This is a genomic window from Flavobacterium sp. Root935 (assembly GCF_001429295.1).
GTDB lineage: Bacteria > Bacteroidota > Bacteroidia > Flavobacteriales > Flavobacteriaceae > Flavobacterium.
Genome location: NZ_LMJL01000008.1, coordinates 873,287 through 890,355, shown reverse-complemented (window position 1 = coordinate 890,355; position 17,069 = coordinate 873,287). Strand labels below are relative to the sequence as shown.

The following is a 17,069-nucleotide window of genomic DNA, read 5'->3' as shown; positions in this document are numbered from 1 at the left end:
GGTGCTTTAAGCTATAAGCTTTAGGCAGTAGGCTTTTAATAAAGTGCTAGAAGCTTATTGCTTAAAGCCTATAGCCTACAGCTATAAATAATCGTAATCTATTTTGGTTAAATATAAACCATGTGCTGGAACCGAAAATCCAGCTTTTTCCCTGCTTTTGCTGGCAATTATATTTTCAAAATCTGCCAGCGTAATTTTGTGTAAACCGATATTAATTAAAGTACCGACAATTGCCCGAACCATATTTCTCAAAAATCGATTTGCTGAAATAGTAAAAATCAGTTTTGAGTTTTCTTGTTTCCAAAACGCCTCAAAGATAGTGCAGTCAAAAGTATTTACATCTGTATTTACTTTTGAAAAACATTGAAAATCGGTATGTTTCAATAATAACTGCGCCGCTTCGTTCATCAAATTCACATCCAGTTTCTGATTTACATACCAGCTTAATTCCTGTAAAAATGGATTTTTAATGGTATTGATATGATATTCGTACGTTCTTTTAGTTGCGTCAAATCGGCAATGCGCATCATCATGAACCAGAATAATATCAAAAATGGCAATATCTTTTGGTAAATAAGAATTCAGTTTATGAATCAAAATTGGAACATCTAAAGTTTTCTCAGTATCAAAATGCCCAAACATTTCAGTTGCATGCACACCAGTATCTGTTCTTCCAGCGCCCATAATGCTGATAGATTCATTTAATAAAACCGATAAAGCTTTATTTAAAGTTTCCTGAACAGAAGAAGCGTTGGGCTGTATCTGCCAGCCATGATAATGTGTTCCGTTATAAGCAAATTGAATAAAATATCTCACTGTAGAGGTTCAAAGGTTCAGAGGCACAAAGGTACGAAAAAAGGTTCTGAGATTCTAAGATGCTTTCGCGAGACTTCGGGACTAAGTTTTTTCTTTTTAGGGACAAAGGTTCAAAGAGGCAAAGGTTCAAAGGTTTTTCTGTGATGTGTATCTGTAGAAACCCACCGCAGTTTGTCTAACGGCAGATTGGAGTTTTTAAGGTTCTAAGTTTTTTAACATGTGTCAACAAAAAAATCTCAGTATCTTAGCATCTTAGAACCTTAGCCCCTTTAAAAAAAATGACAAAAATCCTTCTGCTTTCTGATACGCACAGCCATATAGATGATACTATTTTAAAATATGTTAATCAGGCAGATGAAGTTTGGCACGCCGGCGATATTGGAGATCTGAATGTTACCGATACTATAAAAAAACTAAAACCGCTTAGGGCTGTTTACGGTAATATCGACGATGCAAAAGCAAGAATGGAATTCCCTTTAAACAATCGTTTTTCATGTGAAAATGTTTCCGTATGGATTACGCATATTGGCGGTTATCCTGGGAAATACAATCCAAATATTAAAGAAGAAATGGCACAGAATCCGCCAAAGCTTTTTATCTGCGGGCATTCTCACATTTTAAAAGTAATGTTTGATAAGAAAAATAATTTATTGCACATGAATCCGGGTGCTGCAGGAAAAAGTGGTTTTCATAAAGTGAGAACAATGCTTCGATTTGTAATTGATGATGATAAAATCAAAGATTTAGAAATTGTGGAAATTGGAGCAAAATAACTTTAATTCGGTAACGGAATCTGAATTTTAATTTTGGTTCCTTCATTTTCTTTTGATGTAATAGATAGTTTTCCCTTGTATTTTTTAATTCGGGCTCTAATTCGGTTCAAACCAAAACCTTCTACATCATTTAGCTTTTGGGTTCTAAAACCAATTCCGTCATCATGTATACTCAAGATCAACTGATCGTTTTTTTCAATTAAAGAAAGCCTCGCTTTTTTGGCGTCGCTGTGTTTTATAACGTTGTTGAAAAGTTCGCTTACAATGAAATAAATTTTCATTTCAAATTTTTCAAGATATCTTCTGCTAGTTGGGATAGAACTCGAAAATTCAAATTCAATCGCAGAATTGGAGTTTTTTTCGCATAAATCTTCTAATGCATAAATTAACCCAAAGCGAACTAAAAGTGAAGGAACAAGATCGTGGGACATATCTCGTAAAAGTTCGTGTGCTTCAGACAAAATGACTTTTGCTTTTTGTATTTCGTCAGATTTAATATCGTTTTGCGCAGTAAACGTATTTAAATGTAATCCAGCAGATGAAAGCAGTGAATTAATATTATCATGCAGAAAAGAAGCTATTTTTTTTCGCTCTATTTCCTGAGTATCAATTCCAGAATTAATGATGTCAAGGAGGATTTTTTGTTTTGTATCTTTTCGTTTTATTTTTTGTTTTAATTTATTGTTCTGATATAAAAAATAAAATAAAAAGAAGATGATAACTATGAGAACAATTGATAAACTGACTATTTTTTTATTTCGCAACTGCTCACTCATTTTAAGCTGATTAACAGTTGTTTTGCTTTCAACTTGTGTTACAGGATTGTGACTTTGAAGATTTGAAACAACTTTTTGCGAAACAAAAATTCCTTTGACAGCGAAGGAGAAAACAAGTGATATGAAAAAATTAAAACCAAACATAAAAAACTGATTTTTATGGATTAATCAAATTGTTTTTAAGAGCATATTTTACTAAACCAATTGTGCTTTTAATGTTTAGTTTTTTCATAATGTTTTTGCGATGGGTTTCAACAGTATGTGAACTAATGAAAAGTTTTTCGCTGATTTCTTTTCCGCTGTATTCCAAGGCAATTAAAATGATGATCTCGATTTCACGCGGACTTAGAATCGGATTTTCGATAACTGCATTGTGGTTCAATTTCGGATTATCTTTAAAGGTATTAAAGATTTTTTCTCTAACAGCATCGCTAAAATATTCCTGTCCGTTATAAACTGCTTCAACTGCTTCAATAATGTTTTCGCCTGCGCAATTTTTTGTGAGATAACCTTTTGCGCCAAGTTTCATTACTTCTTTAATGATTTTTAAATCATCATAACTAGATAAAATAATGACTTTGCAGGGCGATTGTTTTTCATTAAATTCTTTTAACGTTTCAATTCCATCTTTTTTCGGCATGCTGATATCCAGAATTAAAACATCAGCTCCATCCAAAACCACATCATTAAAAACTGTTGTGCCGTCTAGTGAACTTCCTGCTACTTCGAAGTTTGGCACTGTTTTTAATAAGTTAGATAATCCATCAATTAAAACCTGATGATCGTCTGCAAGATGGATTTTTATTTTTGGAGTCATTTCTTTAGAAGCTAATTAAACAACAAAATTATGAAAATTATCTTACAAGTATTTCGTTTTAAGGCAAAAAAAACCCGAATGAAATTCGGGTTCTTCTTCGCACATAAAAATTAAGTTTATAGGTTTATCTCAAACGGTCGACAGATTTTACAAGATCTTCATCCTTCTTGATGGCCTTATTAGCTAAAACTAATAATACGATAGCAACAATTGGTAGAAACATCCCAATACCTTTCTCAGAGACTTCAGCCTCTCCAGATAAATTTAGCGAACGATATACAAATAATCCTAATAAAATTAAATTTAATATTATGTTCAGTCTGTTTAATACAAACTGATTTTGTCTCTTTTTGAATGAAATAATACTAATTACACTAAGCATTGTGGTTAACCCTAACAAAACGGTGTAAAGCTGGTCCTGCATAAAAAAGAATGGTTTTCCTGCTGTTGTTGTCCATAGCGGAACAAAAAGCATTAAAATGCCCGTTGCAGCAAAAGCCAGAAATAGATATACAGTTTGAATTCTTTGTATCATGATCTAAAAATGTTTTACAAAAATATATTTTCTTTTTTTAAAATACTATTGTATGATTAAATTTTATTCGTATTATTGCATCATAATACCGTAAGCACTTCATACTGCGGTCAATTCAAATTAATTATCTACCTATTCTTTTTACAGTATTTCCTTTAAAATAATTAAATTCATAGAACATTCATGTTTGATATTTCTGCATTAAAAGAAATGAAGCTTGCTGAGCTTCAAGAAATAGCTAAGTTAGCTAAAACAATAAAGATTAATGGTGTCAAAAAAGAGACTTTAATTAGTCAAATTTTAGCACATCAAGAAAGTACTCTTGCGCCCGCTGGAGCTCCTCAAACAGAAGCAGTTTCTGATTCTAAAGACGAAAAACCAAAGCGAGCGAGAATAGCTCCAGTGAAAACTAAAGCAGCAAATACCAAAAATACTCCCGTTTTAGAATTTGATAAAGTAGAGGAAACTGTTCAAAAAAACGATACTGCTGAAACTGTGCAGCCAATTGCAGAAGCTGCCGCTCCAGAAGTACAAGGAGATAAGACATCAGCAGCAAAGAAAGAGCCTAAAATTGTAAAGTTCAACAAATCGGCTTACGAGAAAAAAGTAGCTCTTAAAAAAGATAAAGAAGTTGTAAAAGAAATTACAACTGAAGAGCCTTCAGAATCAGTTACTTCAGAAATAGTTACTTCTGAACCAACAGCTGAAACGGCTGAGAAAACTCCACAAATTGCTCCTGCAAAAAAGGTTAATCCGAATCAAAATAAAAACCAGAATCCAAACCAAAATCAAAACCCGAATTCGAATCCAAATCAGAATCAAAACGGGAATGGCAATGGAAACGGAAATCACAACAATCAAAATCCTAATCATAAAAATAAAAAAAGCAATAATTTTAGAGATTCAGACTTTGAATTTGATGGAATTATCGAAAGTGAAGGCGTTCTTGAAATGATGCCCGACGGTTACGGATTTTTACGTTCATCAGATTACAATTATTTAGCTTCTCCAGATGATATTTATTTATCAACTTCGCAAATTAGATTATTTGGTCTAAAAACCGGAGATACTGTAAAAGGAGTGGTTCGCCCTCCAAAAGAAGGAGAGAAGTTTTTTCCTTTGGTTCGTGTATTAAAAATTAATGGGCACGATCCGCAGGTTGTTCGCGATAGAGTTTCTTTTGAACATTTAACACCAGTTTTCCCTTCAGAAAAATTCAAACTAGCAGAAAAAGGCAGTTCTGTTTCAACCCGAATTATTGATTTGTTTTCACCTATTGGTAAAGGACAGCGTGGTATGATCGTTGCACAGCCAAAAACGGGTAAAACAATGCTTCTTAAAGATATTGCAAATGCAATTGCTGCTAACCACCCAGAGGTTTATTTGATCGTTCTTCTTATCGACGAACGTCCTGAGGAGGTTACAGATATGCAGAGAAGTGTTCGTGGTGAAGTTATCGCTTCTACATTCGACAGAGAACCACAAGAACACGTAAAAATCGCTAATATAGTACTTGAAAAAGCAAAACGTTTAGTAGAATGCGGTCACGATGTTGTGATTCTTTTAGATTCTATTACACGTTTGGCAAGAGCTTATAATACAGTACAGCCAGCATCTGGAAAAGTATTAAGTGGAGGTGTTGATGCAAATGCATTGCAAAAACCAAAACGTTTCTTTGGAGCTGCGAGAAATGTAGAAAACGGAGGTTCTTTAAGTATCATTGCAACTGCATTAACAGAAACAGGTTCTAAAATGGACGAAGTTATCTTCGAAGAATTTAAAGGAACTGGTAACATGGAATTACAATTAGATCGTAAGATAGCCAATAAACGTATTTTCCCTGCAATCGATCTTACTTCGTCTAGTACACGTCGTGATGATTTATTGTTAGACGAAAAAACATTACAAAGAATGTGGATTATGCGTAAATATCTATCGGATATGAACCCAGTAGAATCTATGGATTTTGTAAATGACCGTTTCAAGAAAACTAAAAACAACGAAGAGTTTTTAATTTCGATGAATGACTAGCGAGAGTTCTTAGGGACTAAGGTTCTAAGGTACTGAGGTTTTTCTTAAGAGGTTAAATTTCAATATAATACAAAAGGGATGAGTTTAAAAACTCATCCCTTTTGTATTTTACCTTAGCGCCTTAGAACCTTAGCAACTCAGAACCTTATTTTTTATCAACTACAGGTCTATTTTCTCTGTTCGCTAAATCCCATGCGATTACAAAAGCTAATTTTGTTCTTCTGGCTAAAGCATCGTATTCGATTTTTTCTGGAATATCGTCTTTTCCATGGTAATCTTCGTGAACTCCGTTAAATAAGAAAACAGATGGAATACCATGTTTTGCGAAGTTATAATGATCAGAACGCTCGTAAAAATGATTTGGATCTTTAGGGTCGTTAAATTTAAAATCTAAGTCCATTTTGATGTATTTGTCATTTTGAGCTACAACAGAATTATGCAAATCTGAAGATAATCTGTCCGCACCAATCACATATACGTAATTGTTTGTTTTAGCATGCTCAACATCGCGACGTCCGATCATGTCAATATTGATATCAGCAATCGTATTTGCGATTGGAAATAATGGATTTTCAGAATAGAAACGAGATCCGTGCAAACCATGTTCTTCTCCGGTAACGTGAAGAAATAATATAGAACGTTTTGGTCCGTGGCCTTGTTTTTTAGCTTTAGCAAACGCTTTAGCCATTTCTATAACCGCTACAGTTCCAGAACCATCATCGTCAGCTCCATTATAAACCTCTCCGTCTTTAATTCCAACGTGGTCATAATGAGCAGAAATTACTAAAACTTCATTTGGTTTTTCAGAACCTTCAATGTATGCCCAGATATTTTCTGAGTCAGGTAAATTTTGATTGCGTTTTGCGTTTAAGAAAGCAGCAGGAATTGGCTGATAGTAATCTGAAGCGCCTTTAGGAAAAGATACCCCGTTTTTTTTGTATTGCTCAATCATATAAAGACCAGCTTTTTTCTGTCCTTTAGAACCTGTTTCTCGGCCTTCCATTTCATCAGAAGCAACAGTATAAAGCATTTTTTTAAGATCCTTCTCGGTAATAACTTTGATATATTTTGTCGGATCCGAATTGTCTTTGGATGCAACTGACTGCGTAGTGTTACAAGAATACGCAGAAGCAATTAATAATAAAACGAGTAATTTTTTCATTCTTATTGTTAGTGTAAATTAATAAATGTGTAAAGAACATAAAAGGTGAGTAAAAATATAATAAATAGTGAGTTTATTACAAATAAGAAAAAACTTTTTATAAATGACACTATTCTAGATTCGCCATAAAAACGATGGTGTGCGGGATAAAAATAATAACACATCCAAATCGTTCCTGCAAATGTTATAATTCCTGATATAAAAGATAACGGACTATCTTCTCCCAAAAGACCAATTAATCGGTTGACGATAAACATGATGAGAAATATCAAAAGCAGAAATGAAAAATAGTGAAGTGTAAAAATACCATGATCAAAATAATACCATCTTTTTTTACTGTGGAAAAGCCACAAGAAAAATGCAAAAAAAGGCATGATGATAAACAGGATTTTAGGTATGTTATGTACAAAAGATTCTATAAATTTTTCAATAATTTGCTTTTTAGTATTATTCTCTGTCACGTGCACAGCCTTTTCATATAGCCAGTATTCAAATTGTGTCAGTTTTTCGCTTTCTTTCCCATATTTTTGAATGGAATCGATTTCTTTCATTGTTTTCAATTGAAAATAGGACTTATCCAATGTTTTTGACTTCAAATAAGACTTTTCAGTGTAGCTTTTAATTTCTTTTGTATTTTCTTTTTCTAAACTGGACGCAATTTGCTTTTCACTTTTTGTCAAATTCTCAGTTATCTCACTTGGGAATAATGCAATTAAAAGAAAAGTAATAAAACTTATAAAAATATAAAGACGAACCGGAGCAAGATAAGAAAGCCTTTTTCCAGAAAGATATTCTTTAGTTAAAGTAGAAGGTTTAAAAAGAAGGTTTTTTATTGTTTTCCAAAAAGCATTTTCATAATGCGTTAAATCTTCAAAGAAATGAATAAATAAATGATGAAATGTTTTTCTGGAATCTGTATTTTCCTGTCCGCAATTTGGACAGAATTTTTGTTCTACAACATGTCTGCAGTTCAAGCAGGTTTTATCTTCTCTAATTTTACTATGTGACATTGGTTGGGTTTAGTTAATTTGTTTTTGGCTGGGAGGGCAGGTAGTATTACTTTTTTAGAACTTCATTCAAAAATAATTGCAAATGGTCAAAAGATCTTTTTGCAGCAACAGGATTATAAGCCGCACCTTTTGAATTATCATTTCCAGCTTCTGGATTGGTGAATGAATGAACAGAATCAGCATAATAAATCATTTGCCAGTCGGCTTTTGCATCACGCATTTCTTGTTGGAATGCTGTAATTTCGTCTTTTGGAACAAACGGATCATCAGCTCCATGACAAATTAAAACTTTCGCAGTTAGAGATTCTGTTTTTCTGCTGGCATCTTTACCTAAACCGCCGTGAAAAGAAGCAACTCCTTTAAGTTTTAGATGACCGCGTGCAGCTTCTAAAACTCCTGTTCCTCCAAAGCAATAACCAATAGCAACTATATTATCGGCATTGGCTCCCTGTTTTACTAATTCTTGTAATGCAGTATTGATGCGTTTTTGGTACGCTTCAAAATTGGCTTTATAAAAACCAGCTTGTTTTCCAGCTTCTCCAGTATTTTTTGGATAATTTCCTTCTCCATAAATATCAGCGATAAAAACATGATAACCCAATTTAGATAATTCCTCCGCGATTCCTTTAGAAGCATTGTCGATTCCCAGCCAGGCAGGTAAAAGTAAGATTCCAGGATTTTGACTGCTCTTTTTAGCAGATTTTATAAATAAACCATTTAACTGCTGGTTTTCTTCTGTATACTTAACGGGTTTTAGTTGTGCATTCATAAGGTTTGAAAATAAGATTGCACTGAATAAAATTAGCACTGTATTTTTCATAATTCTACAATTTTTAACAAATATCAGAAATATTATGTTACAAAAAAACCTCACAAGTAAATTCTTGTGAGGTTTGTAACCAATATTTTAGATAACAAATACGTGTTTTTTTATAAGGATATATTTCTTTTAAAAGCGCAGCCCAATTCTACGATAGAATCAGTTTTGGCAATGCCTGGAATTCCATCAATTTTTTCATAAAGAATGCGGCGCATGTGTTCATGATTTTTGGCAATTATTTTTATGTATAAAGTAAAGGAACCCGTTACATAATAACATTCTGTGATTTCTGGAATTTCTTTAAGTGCTTCAATTATTCGGTCAGAATCAGAATCTTTGTTTAGCGTAATTCCCGTAAAAGATGCCCAGTCATATCCAATTTTCTTTTCCTGAATAATGGGTTTTATACCTCCAATTACACCTTGTTCGATCATTCTGTTAATACGTTGATGCACCATTGTATTTGATATTTTTAAATTAGCAGCAATCGCAGAAAAAGCCATTCTGCCATCTTTTTCTAATTCTTTAATAATACTAATATCAAATTCGTCTAATAATTCCATTCAATAAAATCGTTTAATAAATTCGGTTTTTGTGATTTATAAAAGTAACTATTTTTTTTAATAAAGGGAAAATAAAATATAAAATGTATTAAAATGAATATAGCTTTTTAAATGCTGAAAAAATAATTTTTGACTTTAATTTTGTTATTTTTGAGTCAAAATATAATTTTATAGTTGAAAATTAATTTAATTTTAATATTTTTGTAAAAATAAAAAGCAGATTATGATAAGTACAGAAAAAGCACTTTCATCAAAATCAGAAATTTTGATCGAAAAAGAAAATAGATATGGAGCTCACAATTACCATCCGCTTCCAGTAGTTTTAGAACGCGGAGAAGGAGTATACGTTTGGGATGTTGACGGCAAAAAATATTATGATTTTTTATCAGCTTATTCTGCAGTAAATCAAGGTCATTGTCATCCAAAAATTGTGAACGCAATCATAGAGCAAGCGCAAAAACTAACTTTGACTTCTCGTGCTTTTTACAATGATAAATTAGGAAATTACGAAGAATATGTAACCAATTATTTTGGATTTGATAAAGTTCTTCCCATGAATACTGGAGCTGAAGCCGTTGAAACAGCACTTAAAGTTTGCAGAAAATGGGCGTATGAAGTAAAAGGAATTCCTGAAAATCAAGCGCAGGTTATCGTGTGTGAGAATAATTTTCACGGAAGAACCACTACAATTATCTCTTTCTCAAACGATGAAACAGCCCGTAAAAACTTCGGACCTTTTACAGATGGTTTTATAAAAATTGAATACGATAATCTTGAAGCTCTTGAAAATGCTTTAAATTCATCAAAAAATATTGCTGGATTTTTAGTAGAGCCAATTCAAGGGGAAGCGGGAGTGTATGTTCCTTCTGAAGGCTATTTAGCAAAAGCAAAAGCCCTTTGTGAAAAACACAATGTACTTTTTATTGCAGATGAGGTTCAAACCGGAATTGCACGTACAGGGAAATTATTAGCCGTTCATCATGAAAATGTGCAGCCAGATATTTTAATTCTAGGAAAAGCAATTTCTGGCGGTGTTTATCCAGTTTCGGCTGTTTTGTGTAACGACGAAATTATGAATGTTATTAAACCAGGACAACACGGATCTACTTTTGGTGGAAATCCTGTTGCTGCTGCTGTTGCCATTGCTGCTCTAGAAGTAATTAAAGATGAGAAACTTGCTGAAAATGCAGAACGTTTGGGAATTATTTTAAGAAATGGATTAAATAAAATCGCTGAAAAAAATAATTTAATTACGCTTGTCCGCGGAAAAGGACTTTTGAATGCAATTGTAATCAACACCGATGAACACTCTGATTTAGCGTGGGAAATCTGCTTAAAATTTAGAGACAACGGATTATTAGCAAAACCAACTCACGGAAATAAAATTAGACTAGCTCCGCCTTTGGTTATGACAGAAGAGCAAATTAATGAGTGTCTGGAGATTATTGAGAAATCTTTAAATGAATTTAAGATTTANTTTTTTTTTAATGATATTCAAGAAAAAAAACATTATTCTGTTATTATTCAGTCTTTTAGGGGTAGTCTTAAATGGGTTGCAGGTGTAATTTTGTTCTCAAATTTTTAAAAACAATTGTTTAAACTAATTTGAGTTATTATGATTACAATAAGCCTTTGCATGATTGTGAAGAATGAAGAACAGTTATTAGCAAGATGTTTAAACTCTGTAAAACATCTTGTAGATGAAATTATTATAATCGATACAGGTTCAACAGATAAAACAAAAGATATTGCATATTCATTTACAGATAAAGTTTATGATTTTAAATGGACAAATAATTTTGCAGATGCCAGAAATTTTGCTTTTTCTAAAGCAACAAAAGATTATCAATTTTGGCTTGACGCAGATGATATTTTTGTTGAGAAAGATCAAGTTTTATTTTTAGAATTAAAAGAAACGCTTTCATTAGAAACAGATATGGTTTTAATGAAGTATAATTATTCAGTAGATGAGAATAATAATCCATTGTTTTCATTTTATAGAGAAAGATTGGTTAAGAGAGAGAACAATTATAAATGGAATGATCCCGTTCATGAGTATATAGAATACGGTGGTAATTATTTAGTTTCGGAAATTGCTGTAACCCACAAAAGAGTATCTTCTTCTTCAGATAGAAACTTAAAGATTTATAAAGAAATGGTTGAGAGAGGTGATTATTTTTCACCGAGATCGCTTTTTTATTATGCGAGAGAGTTGAGGGATCATGAAATGTATGCTGAGGCAGAAAATTATTTTACAAAGTTTTTAGAAACCCAAAAAGGATCTTCTGATGATTTTGTTTATGCCTGCCTGGAAATTGGTAAAATTCTTAAAAAACAAGGTAAATTGGATGATGCTTTAAAGGCATTATTTTATAGTTTTACTTTCGATAATCCTAGAGCAGAGATTTGTTGCGAGATTGCAGGTGTTTTTCAAAATAAAGGCGATTTTAAAAAAGCTATTTATTGGTACAAATTTATCCTTGGATTAGAATTTCCTGAAAATGATATTGCTACAACAACCCCAGAATGCTGGAATTTTATTCCTCATATAGAATTAGCAGTGTGCTATGATAAAATTAGTGATATTGAGCAAGCAATTTTTCATAATGAAGAAGCTGGAAAGTTTAAAATAAATCATAAATCAGTACTGCATAATCGTCAATATTTTGCTTCTGTGATGGAAGAAAAAAAGACTTTTCTATTTAAATGGAATTAAATATTTAAGAGCAGAAATCTAAGCTTCATATTGTTTTAGAGATTTTATTATTGTAAAAGATAAAAATAAAAAGCAGCAAATAAATTGCTGCTTTTTTTGTACACCATTTTTTATTTAAAAGCGACTATTTTACAACAATCGCTTTTGGTATAATTACTAAAAATATCAAAAAAAGTAATTATTTCTTAGGCACTGCTCCAGGGATCAGTTCTTCTTTTTGTTTGAATTTGCTGTATTCGACAACTCCAGTTTTATCTGCCCAGTCAAAATATTTTGCAGAAAGATCATTTACAATTCCAGGGTTTTGTGCGGCGACATTTGTTGTTTCGCCTCGGTCTTTTTCAAGATCATAAAGTTCCCATTGGTACGACGGATAAATAGAAACCAATTTCCATTTTCCTTCTCTAACAGCTCTATTTCCAGCTCTTTCCCAGAATAACGGTGCACCTCTGTTTACTTCAGAAGCATTTTCAAATAATACTGGCAGTAAACTTTTCCCTGGAAGCGGATTAGAATTTACACCATTAAGGTTTTTAGGATATTCAATTCCAGCCAATTCGTAAAAAGTAGGAGCAAGGTCAATAATGTGTCCAGTTCCTTTATCAATTCTACCAGCTTTAATTTTGGATGGATACCATGCAATAAATGGAGAACTGAAACCCCCTTCGTGCATATTATTTTTATAATCCTGCAATGGAGTATTCGATAAATAAGCCCAGTTTTGTTCTTGATAATCAAAAGAACCAGAAGTTCCAACTGGTCCGTCGTTACGAACCAAACCTCTTCTCAATGGATTGTAAGTGTTGAAACCGCCTTGTGCACCATTATCTGCAATAAAAATAATCAGAGTGTTTTTGTCTTTTTTCAAAGCTTTAAGTTTGTCTAAAACCTTCCCAACGTTCTGGTCCATATTGTCTACCATTGCGGCATAAACTTCCATTTTAGCTTTCCAAAATTGCTTTTCGTCATAGGTCAATTTATCCCATTCTGGAACTTCAGGATCTCTTGGTGATATAGTCTGTCCTGGAAGTAAAATTCCGTTCTCTCTTAATTTTTGAATTCTTTTTTCTCTTAAAGCATCCCAGCCTTCATCAAATTTCCCTCTGTATTTAGCAATATCAACAGGTTTTGCCTGCAGCGGCCAGTGAGGCGCAGTAAAAGCGAGATATAAAAAGAAAGGTTTGTTTTCTTTATTTTGTTCGTCTAAGAAAGTAACTGCATTATTTCCAATTTCATCTGTAAAGTAGTACGAATCGTCTTTTGGATGCAGCTCTTCATTATTTCGAATCATTTTTACAGGATAAGGCGTTTTTCCAAACGGAAGCGGTTTAGTATCAAAATAATTTGAAGCACCTTTTAAAATTCCGTAAAACTTGTCAAAGCCTCTTTGGTTTGGCCATTGCGATTGATCTTCAGAACCTACGTGCCATTTTCCAGACATCAAAGTGCTGTAACCTCCAGAGCGGAAAACTTCGCCGAGAGTTAAAGATTCTTTATTTAAATAACCTTGATAGGCTGGTAAACCTAAATTCACATCAAAATACCCAACTCCAGCTTTATGCTGATATTGTCCCGTTAATAAAGAAGCTCTGGTTGGCGCGCAAATCGAGTTGTTATAAAATTCGCGAAGGCGTGTTCCTTCTTTTGCTAAGCGATCCAGATTTGGTGTTTTAATTTCAGAACCATAATTTCCTAAATCCGAATAGCCCATATCGTCCACCATAATCAAAATTACGTTTGGTTTAGAAGATGCAGTTTGGGCATTGGTTTTATAAGAACCTATTATTCCTGTGAGTAAAACGGAAAATAAAATGTTTATTCTTTTATTCATGTTATTATAATTTACTAGTCAAAATTTTATTTTGGATATTTTTGTAAAGTGAAGATTTTTAAGGCTTAAAAAGTAAAAAAGCGATAATCAATGTGATAATAATATTGAATAATTGAGCCGTTAAAAATGCTATTAAAGGTTTTCTGCTATTATGCTGCAGTAAATCTTTAAAATTAGTTTCTAAACCAATACTTGTAAAGGCCAGAGCAAACCAAAGTCCCTGTAGGTTTTTCAAACTTTCTTTTAGTACTTCTCGAGTTTCAGGAGCTACAAAAAATGAAAAAACAATTGATGCCCCGATAAAGCCAATGACAAACTTTGGAAAGCGTTCCCAAATTACACCCAATGTTGGTTTAGAATTCTTTACTTCAGCAGATTGATTATGTGTGTAAGTCCAATAAATGGAAATGGCAAAAGCGGCTAAACCCAGTAAAACATTCTGCGAAAATTTTACAATTGTACTTATTTTTAAAGCTGTTTCTCCCACCAAAGTCCCAGATGCTACAACCGCTCCAGAAGTATCAATACTCCCGCCAAGCCAGGCTCCGGTAACTTCTTCGGGAAAATTAAAATGACTGGCAATTATGGGCATAAAAATCATCATCGGAATGGCGGTAACCAAAACCATCGAAATTACATAAGATAATTTTTTAGAATCTCCTTTTATTGCACCCGAAGTTGCTATGGCCGCAGAAACACCGCAGATAGAAACAGCACTCGAAATCATCATTGTTAATTCTTCATCTACTTTTAACTTTTTGCAAAGCCAGAATGCAAAATACCAAACGGATAAAACAACCACTAAAGCCTGAATTAAACCTAAAGACCCTGCTTTTAAAATATCTGAAAAAATAACACTTGTACCCAATAAAACCAATCCGATTTTGACAAATAACTCGGTTGACAAAGCAGAACGAAACCATTCTGGAAGTTTGAAAAAATTCCCAATTATTAATCCGATGAGTAAACTGAAAATTACAGCTTCTAGATTTAATGCTTTAACTTCTGTATTTCCTGCAATTATTAGTGCAAGAATAGTTAGAATATAAATTACTGGAAATGTGAATAGGAAATTTTTAATTGATTTCCCCACTAGAAAAGTTCCGATAAGTCCAATCGAAATAAAATAAATAAATTGAAAACCAATAATTTGGAGGTTTTTTATTTCGAATACATTAGTGATTAAATCAGCTCCGTTTGTCCATTTGAAAACAGGAACTTGTGGAAGGAAAATAAAAAGAGATATTCCGATAATAAGAAAACCGAGAATGACGACAGTCCAATCTTCGTGAATATTAAATTGTTTTGTTGAGGTTGACATTTAAATGCTTTCTTTCCTACAAGGTTTTCAAAACCTCGTAGGTATTAATTTTAGATTTGAATTTTAGATTAAACCCGACAGCTTTTTAAAACCTGTCGGGTTTGTATAAGGATGATTAGAGATCTACAAAGTATTTTTGTTTTCCAAAATCAAATTCATAATAGGTTAGATTTGGCCAAAGCGGATCAATCAAACCTTTTTCCCAAGTTTGTAAAGCAGTTTGCAATTCTTTTACCTTTTCTGGATTTTTCTGCGCAAGATCTGTTGTTTCAAATTTATCAGAAGCAAGATTATACAGCCAATTTTCATGTGTTTTGCCGCTAATGATTAATTTCCAGTCACCGCTTCTAATCGCTTTTGCATCGCCCGAGCGCCAATACAAATCTTTGTGGGCTGTTTTATTTTCATTTACTGTTGCAACTAAATCTACCCCGTCATAAACTCTATCTTTTGGCAAATCAGAATGTATGGCTGCGGCAATTGTGGTGAAAAAATCTAAAGTACTAACCGGTTTTTTGTAAACCGTATTTGGTTTGATTTTCCCTTTCCACGAAAGTGCAAAAGGAACATTTATACCGCCTTCAAAATGAGAAAATTTACCGCCCTTTAACGGTGCATTTGTTGTCGCAAAAGTATAATCGGCGCCGCCATTATCACTAGCAAAAATTATTAAAGTATTATCTTCTAAACCTTCTTTTTTCACTTTTGCACGAATTCTTCCAATCGCATCATCCAAAGCGCTGATCATCGCAAAATAAACACGTTTATTCTCGTCTTTTACATTCGGAAAACGATCGTAATATTTTTTTCGAACCTGAAACGGCGTGTGTGGTGCATTAAAAGGAATGTACAGCAAGAAAGGTTTGTTTTTATTTTTATCGATAAAAGCTTCAGCTTCGTCAGCAAATTTTTCTGTTAAATACGCTTTCTCATCAATTATGGTATTGTCTCGGCGAATTTGCCCAATTCCGACACGGCCTTTTCCCCAAATCGTTTTATCGGTAAAATCTTTATGATGATGGTTTACAATATCAGGATTATTATCTTCTGGCGCATATAATGAAAAAGCTTGATAAAATCCGTAATGGTAATCGAAGCCTCGATCCAGCGGAAAAAATCCTTTGTTATGTCCCAAATGCCATTTCCCGATAATACCAGTGCTGTAACCTTGTCTTTTGGCTAAATCGGCAAAAGTAATTTCAGATTTTGGCAAACCCTGCGTTGCAATAGAGGCATCATTTGGATATTCGATCTTATCATTTAATTTCCAATTATTGGTATCCAGCAAATATTTAAAAGCATAATATTCTAAGTTATTTTTAGGATAACGATCTCCCGGCTGATATTCATGTCCAAAACGTTCCTGATATCTTCCTGTGATTAATCCAGCTCTCGAAGGCGAACAAATCGCAGCCGATGCATATCCATCTGTAAATGTAACTCCAGATGCTGCTAAAGAATCAATCTGCGGGGTTGGAGTAGATTTTCCGCCGTAGAGCGAGATATCATATTTGCCTAAATCATCGGCTAAAAGAATAATAATATTGGTCTTTTTTCCAGAAACGGAATCTGCAGCAACTTTTGATGCTAAAAATTCTTTTTTCCCTTTGGCTAGTTTTTGATCTTCTTTTACTAGTGTTTCATTAGTATTAATAGGCCAAAATAGAAAGGCTGCCAGAATAAGCAGTATAATTAAAATGGGTATAACAATCTTGGTTATTTTTTTATATGCTGGCATATTGGTTTTGGTTAGTTATTTTTGAATTTTATGCGCATTTTTTCATTTCGAAGAATCTTTAAAAGTGGTCTTTCAAATATTGTCGATTTTGATAGCGTGGCTTCGACTTCGCTCAGCCTGACATAAAGCGGATGTGTTTTAGTTAATTAGATGAACTTCT

At 33.2% G+C, this 17,069-nt stretch carries 14 protein-coding genes and 1 pseudogene; 4 read left to right on the top strand and 11 right to left on the bottom strand.

Going from position 1 to position 17,069, the window contains the following annotated elements; all coding sequences use genetic code 11:
- Positions 1-81: 81 nt before the first annotated feature.
- The gene (truA, locus tag ASE40_RS08980; protein WP_057116611.1) at positions 82-816 is read right to left on the bottom strand and encodes a tRNA pseudouridine(38-40) synthase TruA; all 735 of its coding nucleotides are present in this window, start codon (positions 814-816) and stop codon (positions 82-84) included.
- A 278-nt stretch (positions 817-1,094) separates the two neighbouring features.
- Here truA and ASE40_RS08975 point away from each other — a divergent pair, with 278 nt between their 5' ends.
- A complete protein-coding gene (locus ASE40_RS08975) occupies positions 1,095-1,589 on the top strand; it encodes a metallophosphoesterase family protein (protein WP_057116610.1) in 495 nt (164 codons plus the stop codon).
- Positions 1,590-1,591: 2 nt separating this feature from the next.
- Here ASE40_RS08975 and ASE40_RS08970 read toward each other — a convergent pair whose 3' ends face one another.
- From ASE40_RS08970 to ASE40_RS08960, 3 genes are all read right to left on the bottom strand, one after another.
- Positions 1,592-2,509 carry a sensor histidine kinase gene (locus ASE40_RS08970; protein WP_057116609.1) on the bottom strand — a complete coding sequence of 306 codons (918 nt, stop codon included), beginning with the start codon at positions 2,507-2,509 and terminating at the stop codon, positions 1,592-1,594.
- A gap of 13 nt (positions 2,510-2,522) precedes the next feature.
- On the bottom strand, positions 2,523-3,182 hold the full coding sequence (locus ASE40_RS08965; RefSeq protein ID WP_057116608.1) for a response regulator transcription factor: 660 nt from the start codon (positions 3,180-3,182) through the stop codon (positions 2,523-2,525).
- 124 nt (positions 3,183-3,306) lie between these two features.
- The gene (locus tag ASE40_RS08960; protein WP_057116607.1) at positions 3,307-3,717 is read right to left on the bottom strand and encodes a DUF4293 domain-containing protein; all 411 of its coding nucleotides are present in this window, start codon (positions 3,715-3,717) and stop codon (positions 3,307-3,309) included.
- A 183-nt stretch (positions 3,718-3,900) separates the two neighbouring features.
- Between ASE40_RS08960 and rho the strand changes: the two genes are divergently transcribed.
- Positions 3,901-5,748, top strand: a complete 1,848-nt coding sequence (gene rho / locus ASE40_RS08955) for a transcription termination factor Rho (RefSeq protein WP_057116606.1) — start codon at positions 3,901-3,903, stop codon at positions 5,746-5,748.
- Positions 5,749-5,893: 145 nt separating this feature from the next.
- Here rho and ASE40_RS08950 read toward each other — a convergent pair whose 3' ends face one another.
- The 4 genes from ASE40_RS08950 to ASE40_RS08935 form a co-directional block, all read right to left on the bottom strand.
- Positions 5,894-6,910 (bottom strand): M28 family peptidase, encoded by a 1,017-nt coding sequence (locus tag ASE40_RS08950; protein ID WP_057116605.1) that lies wholly within the window; start codon positions 6,908-6,910, stop codon positions 5,894-5,896.
- Positions 6,911-6,918: 8 nt separating this feature from the next.
- On the bottom strand, positions 6,919-7,920 hold the full coding sequence (locus ASE40_RS08945; protein WP_057116604.1) for a DUF3667 domain-containing protein: 1,002 nt from the start codon (positions 7,918-7,920) through the stop codon (positions 6,919-6,921).
- Positions 7,921-7,966: 46 nt separating this feature from the next.
- Positions 7,967-8,740 (bottom strand): dienelactone hydrolase family protein, encoded by a 774-nt coding sequence (locus tag ASE40_RS08940; protein WP_057116603.1) that lies wholly within the window; start codon positions 8,738-8,740, stop codon positions 7,967-7,969.
- 110 nt (positions 8,741-8,850) lie between these two features.
- Positions 8,851-9,303: an Lrp/AsnC family transcriptional regulator gene (locus ASE40_RS08935; protein ID WP_057116602.1), complete on the bottom strand. Its 453-nt coding sequence runs from the start codon at positions 9,301-9,303 to the stop codon at positions 8,851-8,853.
- Positions 9,304-9,526: 223 nt separating this feature from the next.
- Here ASE40_RS08935 and rocD point away from each other — a divergent pair.
- Together rocD and ASE40_RS08925 are read left to right on the top strand one after the other, a co-directional pair.
- Positions 9,527-10,779: pseudogene (gene rocD / locus ASE40_RS08930) on the top strand (ornithine--oxo-acid transaminase); the annotation flags it as partial.
- A gap of 139 nt (positions 10,780-10,918) precedes the next feature.
- Positions 10,919-12,019 (top strand): glycosyltransferase family 2 protein, encoded by a 1,101-nt coding sequence (locus ASE40_RS08925; RefSeq protein WP_057116601.1) that lies wholly within the window; start codon positions 10,919-10,921, stop codon positions 12,017-12,019.
- Positions 12,020-12,197: 178 nt separating this feature from the next.
- Here ASE40_RS08925 and ASE40_RS08920 read toward each other — a convergent pair whose 3' ends face one another.
- From ASE40_RS08920 to ASE40_RS08910, 3 genes are all read right to left on the bottom strand, one after another.
- Positions 12,198-13,850: an arylsulfatase gene (locus tag ASE40_RS08920; RefSeq protein WP_057116600.1), complete on the bottom strand. Its 1,653-nt coding sequence runs from the start codon at positions 13,848-13,850 to the stop codon at positions 12,198-12,200.
- A gap of 58 nt (positions 13,851-13,908) precedes the next feature.
- Positions 13,909-15,171: a YeiH family protein gene (locus ASE40_RS08915; protein ID WP_057116599.1), complete on the bottom strand. Its 1,263-nt coding sequence runs from the start codon at positions 15,169-15,171 to the stop codon at positions 13,909-13,911.
- 115 nt (positions 15,172-15,286) lie between these two features.
- A complete protein-coding gene (locus tag ASE40_RS08910; RefSeq protein ID WP_057116598.1) occupies positions 15,287-16,909 on the bottom strand; it encodes a sulfatase-like hydrolase/transferase in 1,623 nt (540 codons plus the stop codon).
- Positions 16,910-17,069: the final 160 nt, after the last annotated feature.

Coding starts and splice junctions, on each gene's coding strand:
- ASE40_RS08975 (WP_057116610.1), top strand. CDS start 1,095: ATGACAAAAATCCTTCTGCTTTCTGATACGCACAGCCATATAGATGAT.
- ASE40_RS08970 (WP_057116609.1), bottom strand. CDS start 2,509: ATGTTTGGTTTTAATTTTTTCATATCACTTGTTTTCTCCTTCGCTGTC.
- ASE40_RS08965 (WP_057116608.1), bottom strand. CDS start 3,182: ATGACTCCAAAAATAAAAATCCATCTTGCAGACGATCATCAGGTTTTA.
- ASE40_RS08960 (WP_057116607.1), bottom strand. CDS start 3,717: ATGATACAAAGAATTCAAACTGTATATCTATTTCTGGCTTTTGCTGCA.
- rho (WP_057116606.1), top strand. CDS start 3,901: ATGTTTGATATTTCTGCATTAAAAGAAATGAAGCTTGCTGAGCTTCAA.
- ASE40_RS08950 (WP_057116605.1), bottom strand. CDS start 6,910: ATGAAAAAATTACTCGTTTTATTATTAATTGCTTCTGCGTATTCTTGT.
- ASE40_RS08945 (WP_057116604.1), bottom strand. CDS start 7,920: ATGTCACATAGTAAAATTAGAGAAGATAAAACCTGCTTGAACTGCAGA.
- ASE40_RS08940 (WP_057116603.1), bottom strand. CDS start 8,740: ATGAAAAATACAGTGCTAATTTTATTCAGTGCAATCTTATTTTCAAAC.
- ASE40_RS08935 (WP_057116602.1), bottom strand. CDS start 9,303: ATGGAATTATTAGACGAATTTGATATTAGTATTATTAAAGAATTAGAA.
- ASE40_RS08925 (WP_057116601.1), top strand. CDS start 10,919: ATGATTACAATAAGCCTTTGCATGATTGTGAAGAATGAAGAACAGTTA.
- ASE40_RS08920 (WP_057116600.1), bottom strand. CDS start 13,850: ATGAATAAAAGAATAAACATTTTATTTTCCGTTTTACTCACAGGAATA.
- ASE40_RS08915 (WP_057116599.1), bottom strand. CDS start 15,171: ATGTCAACCTCAACAAAACAATTTAATATTCACGAAGATTGGACTGTC.
- ASE40_RS08910 (WP_057116598.1), bottom strand. CDS start 16,909: ATGCCAGCATATAAAAAAATAACCAAGATTGTTATACCCATTTTAATT.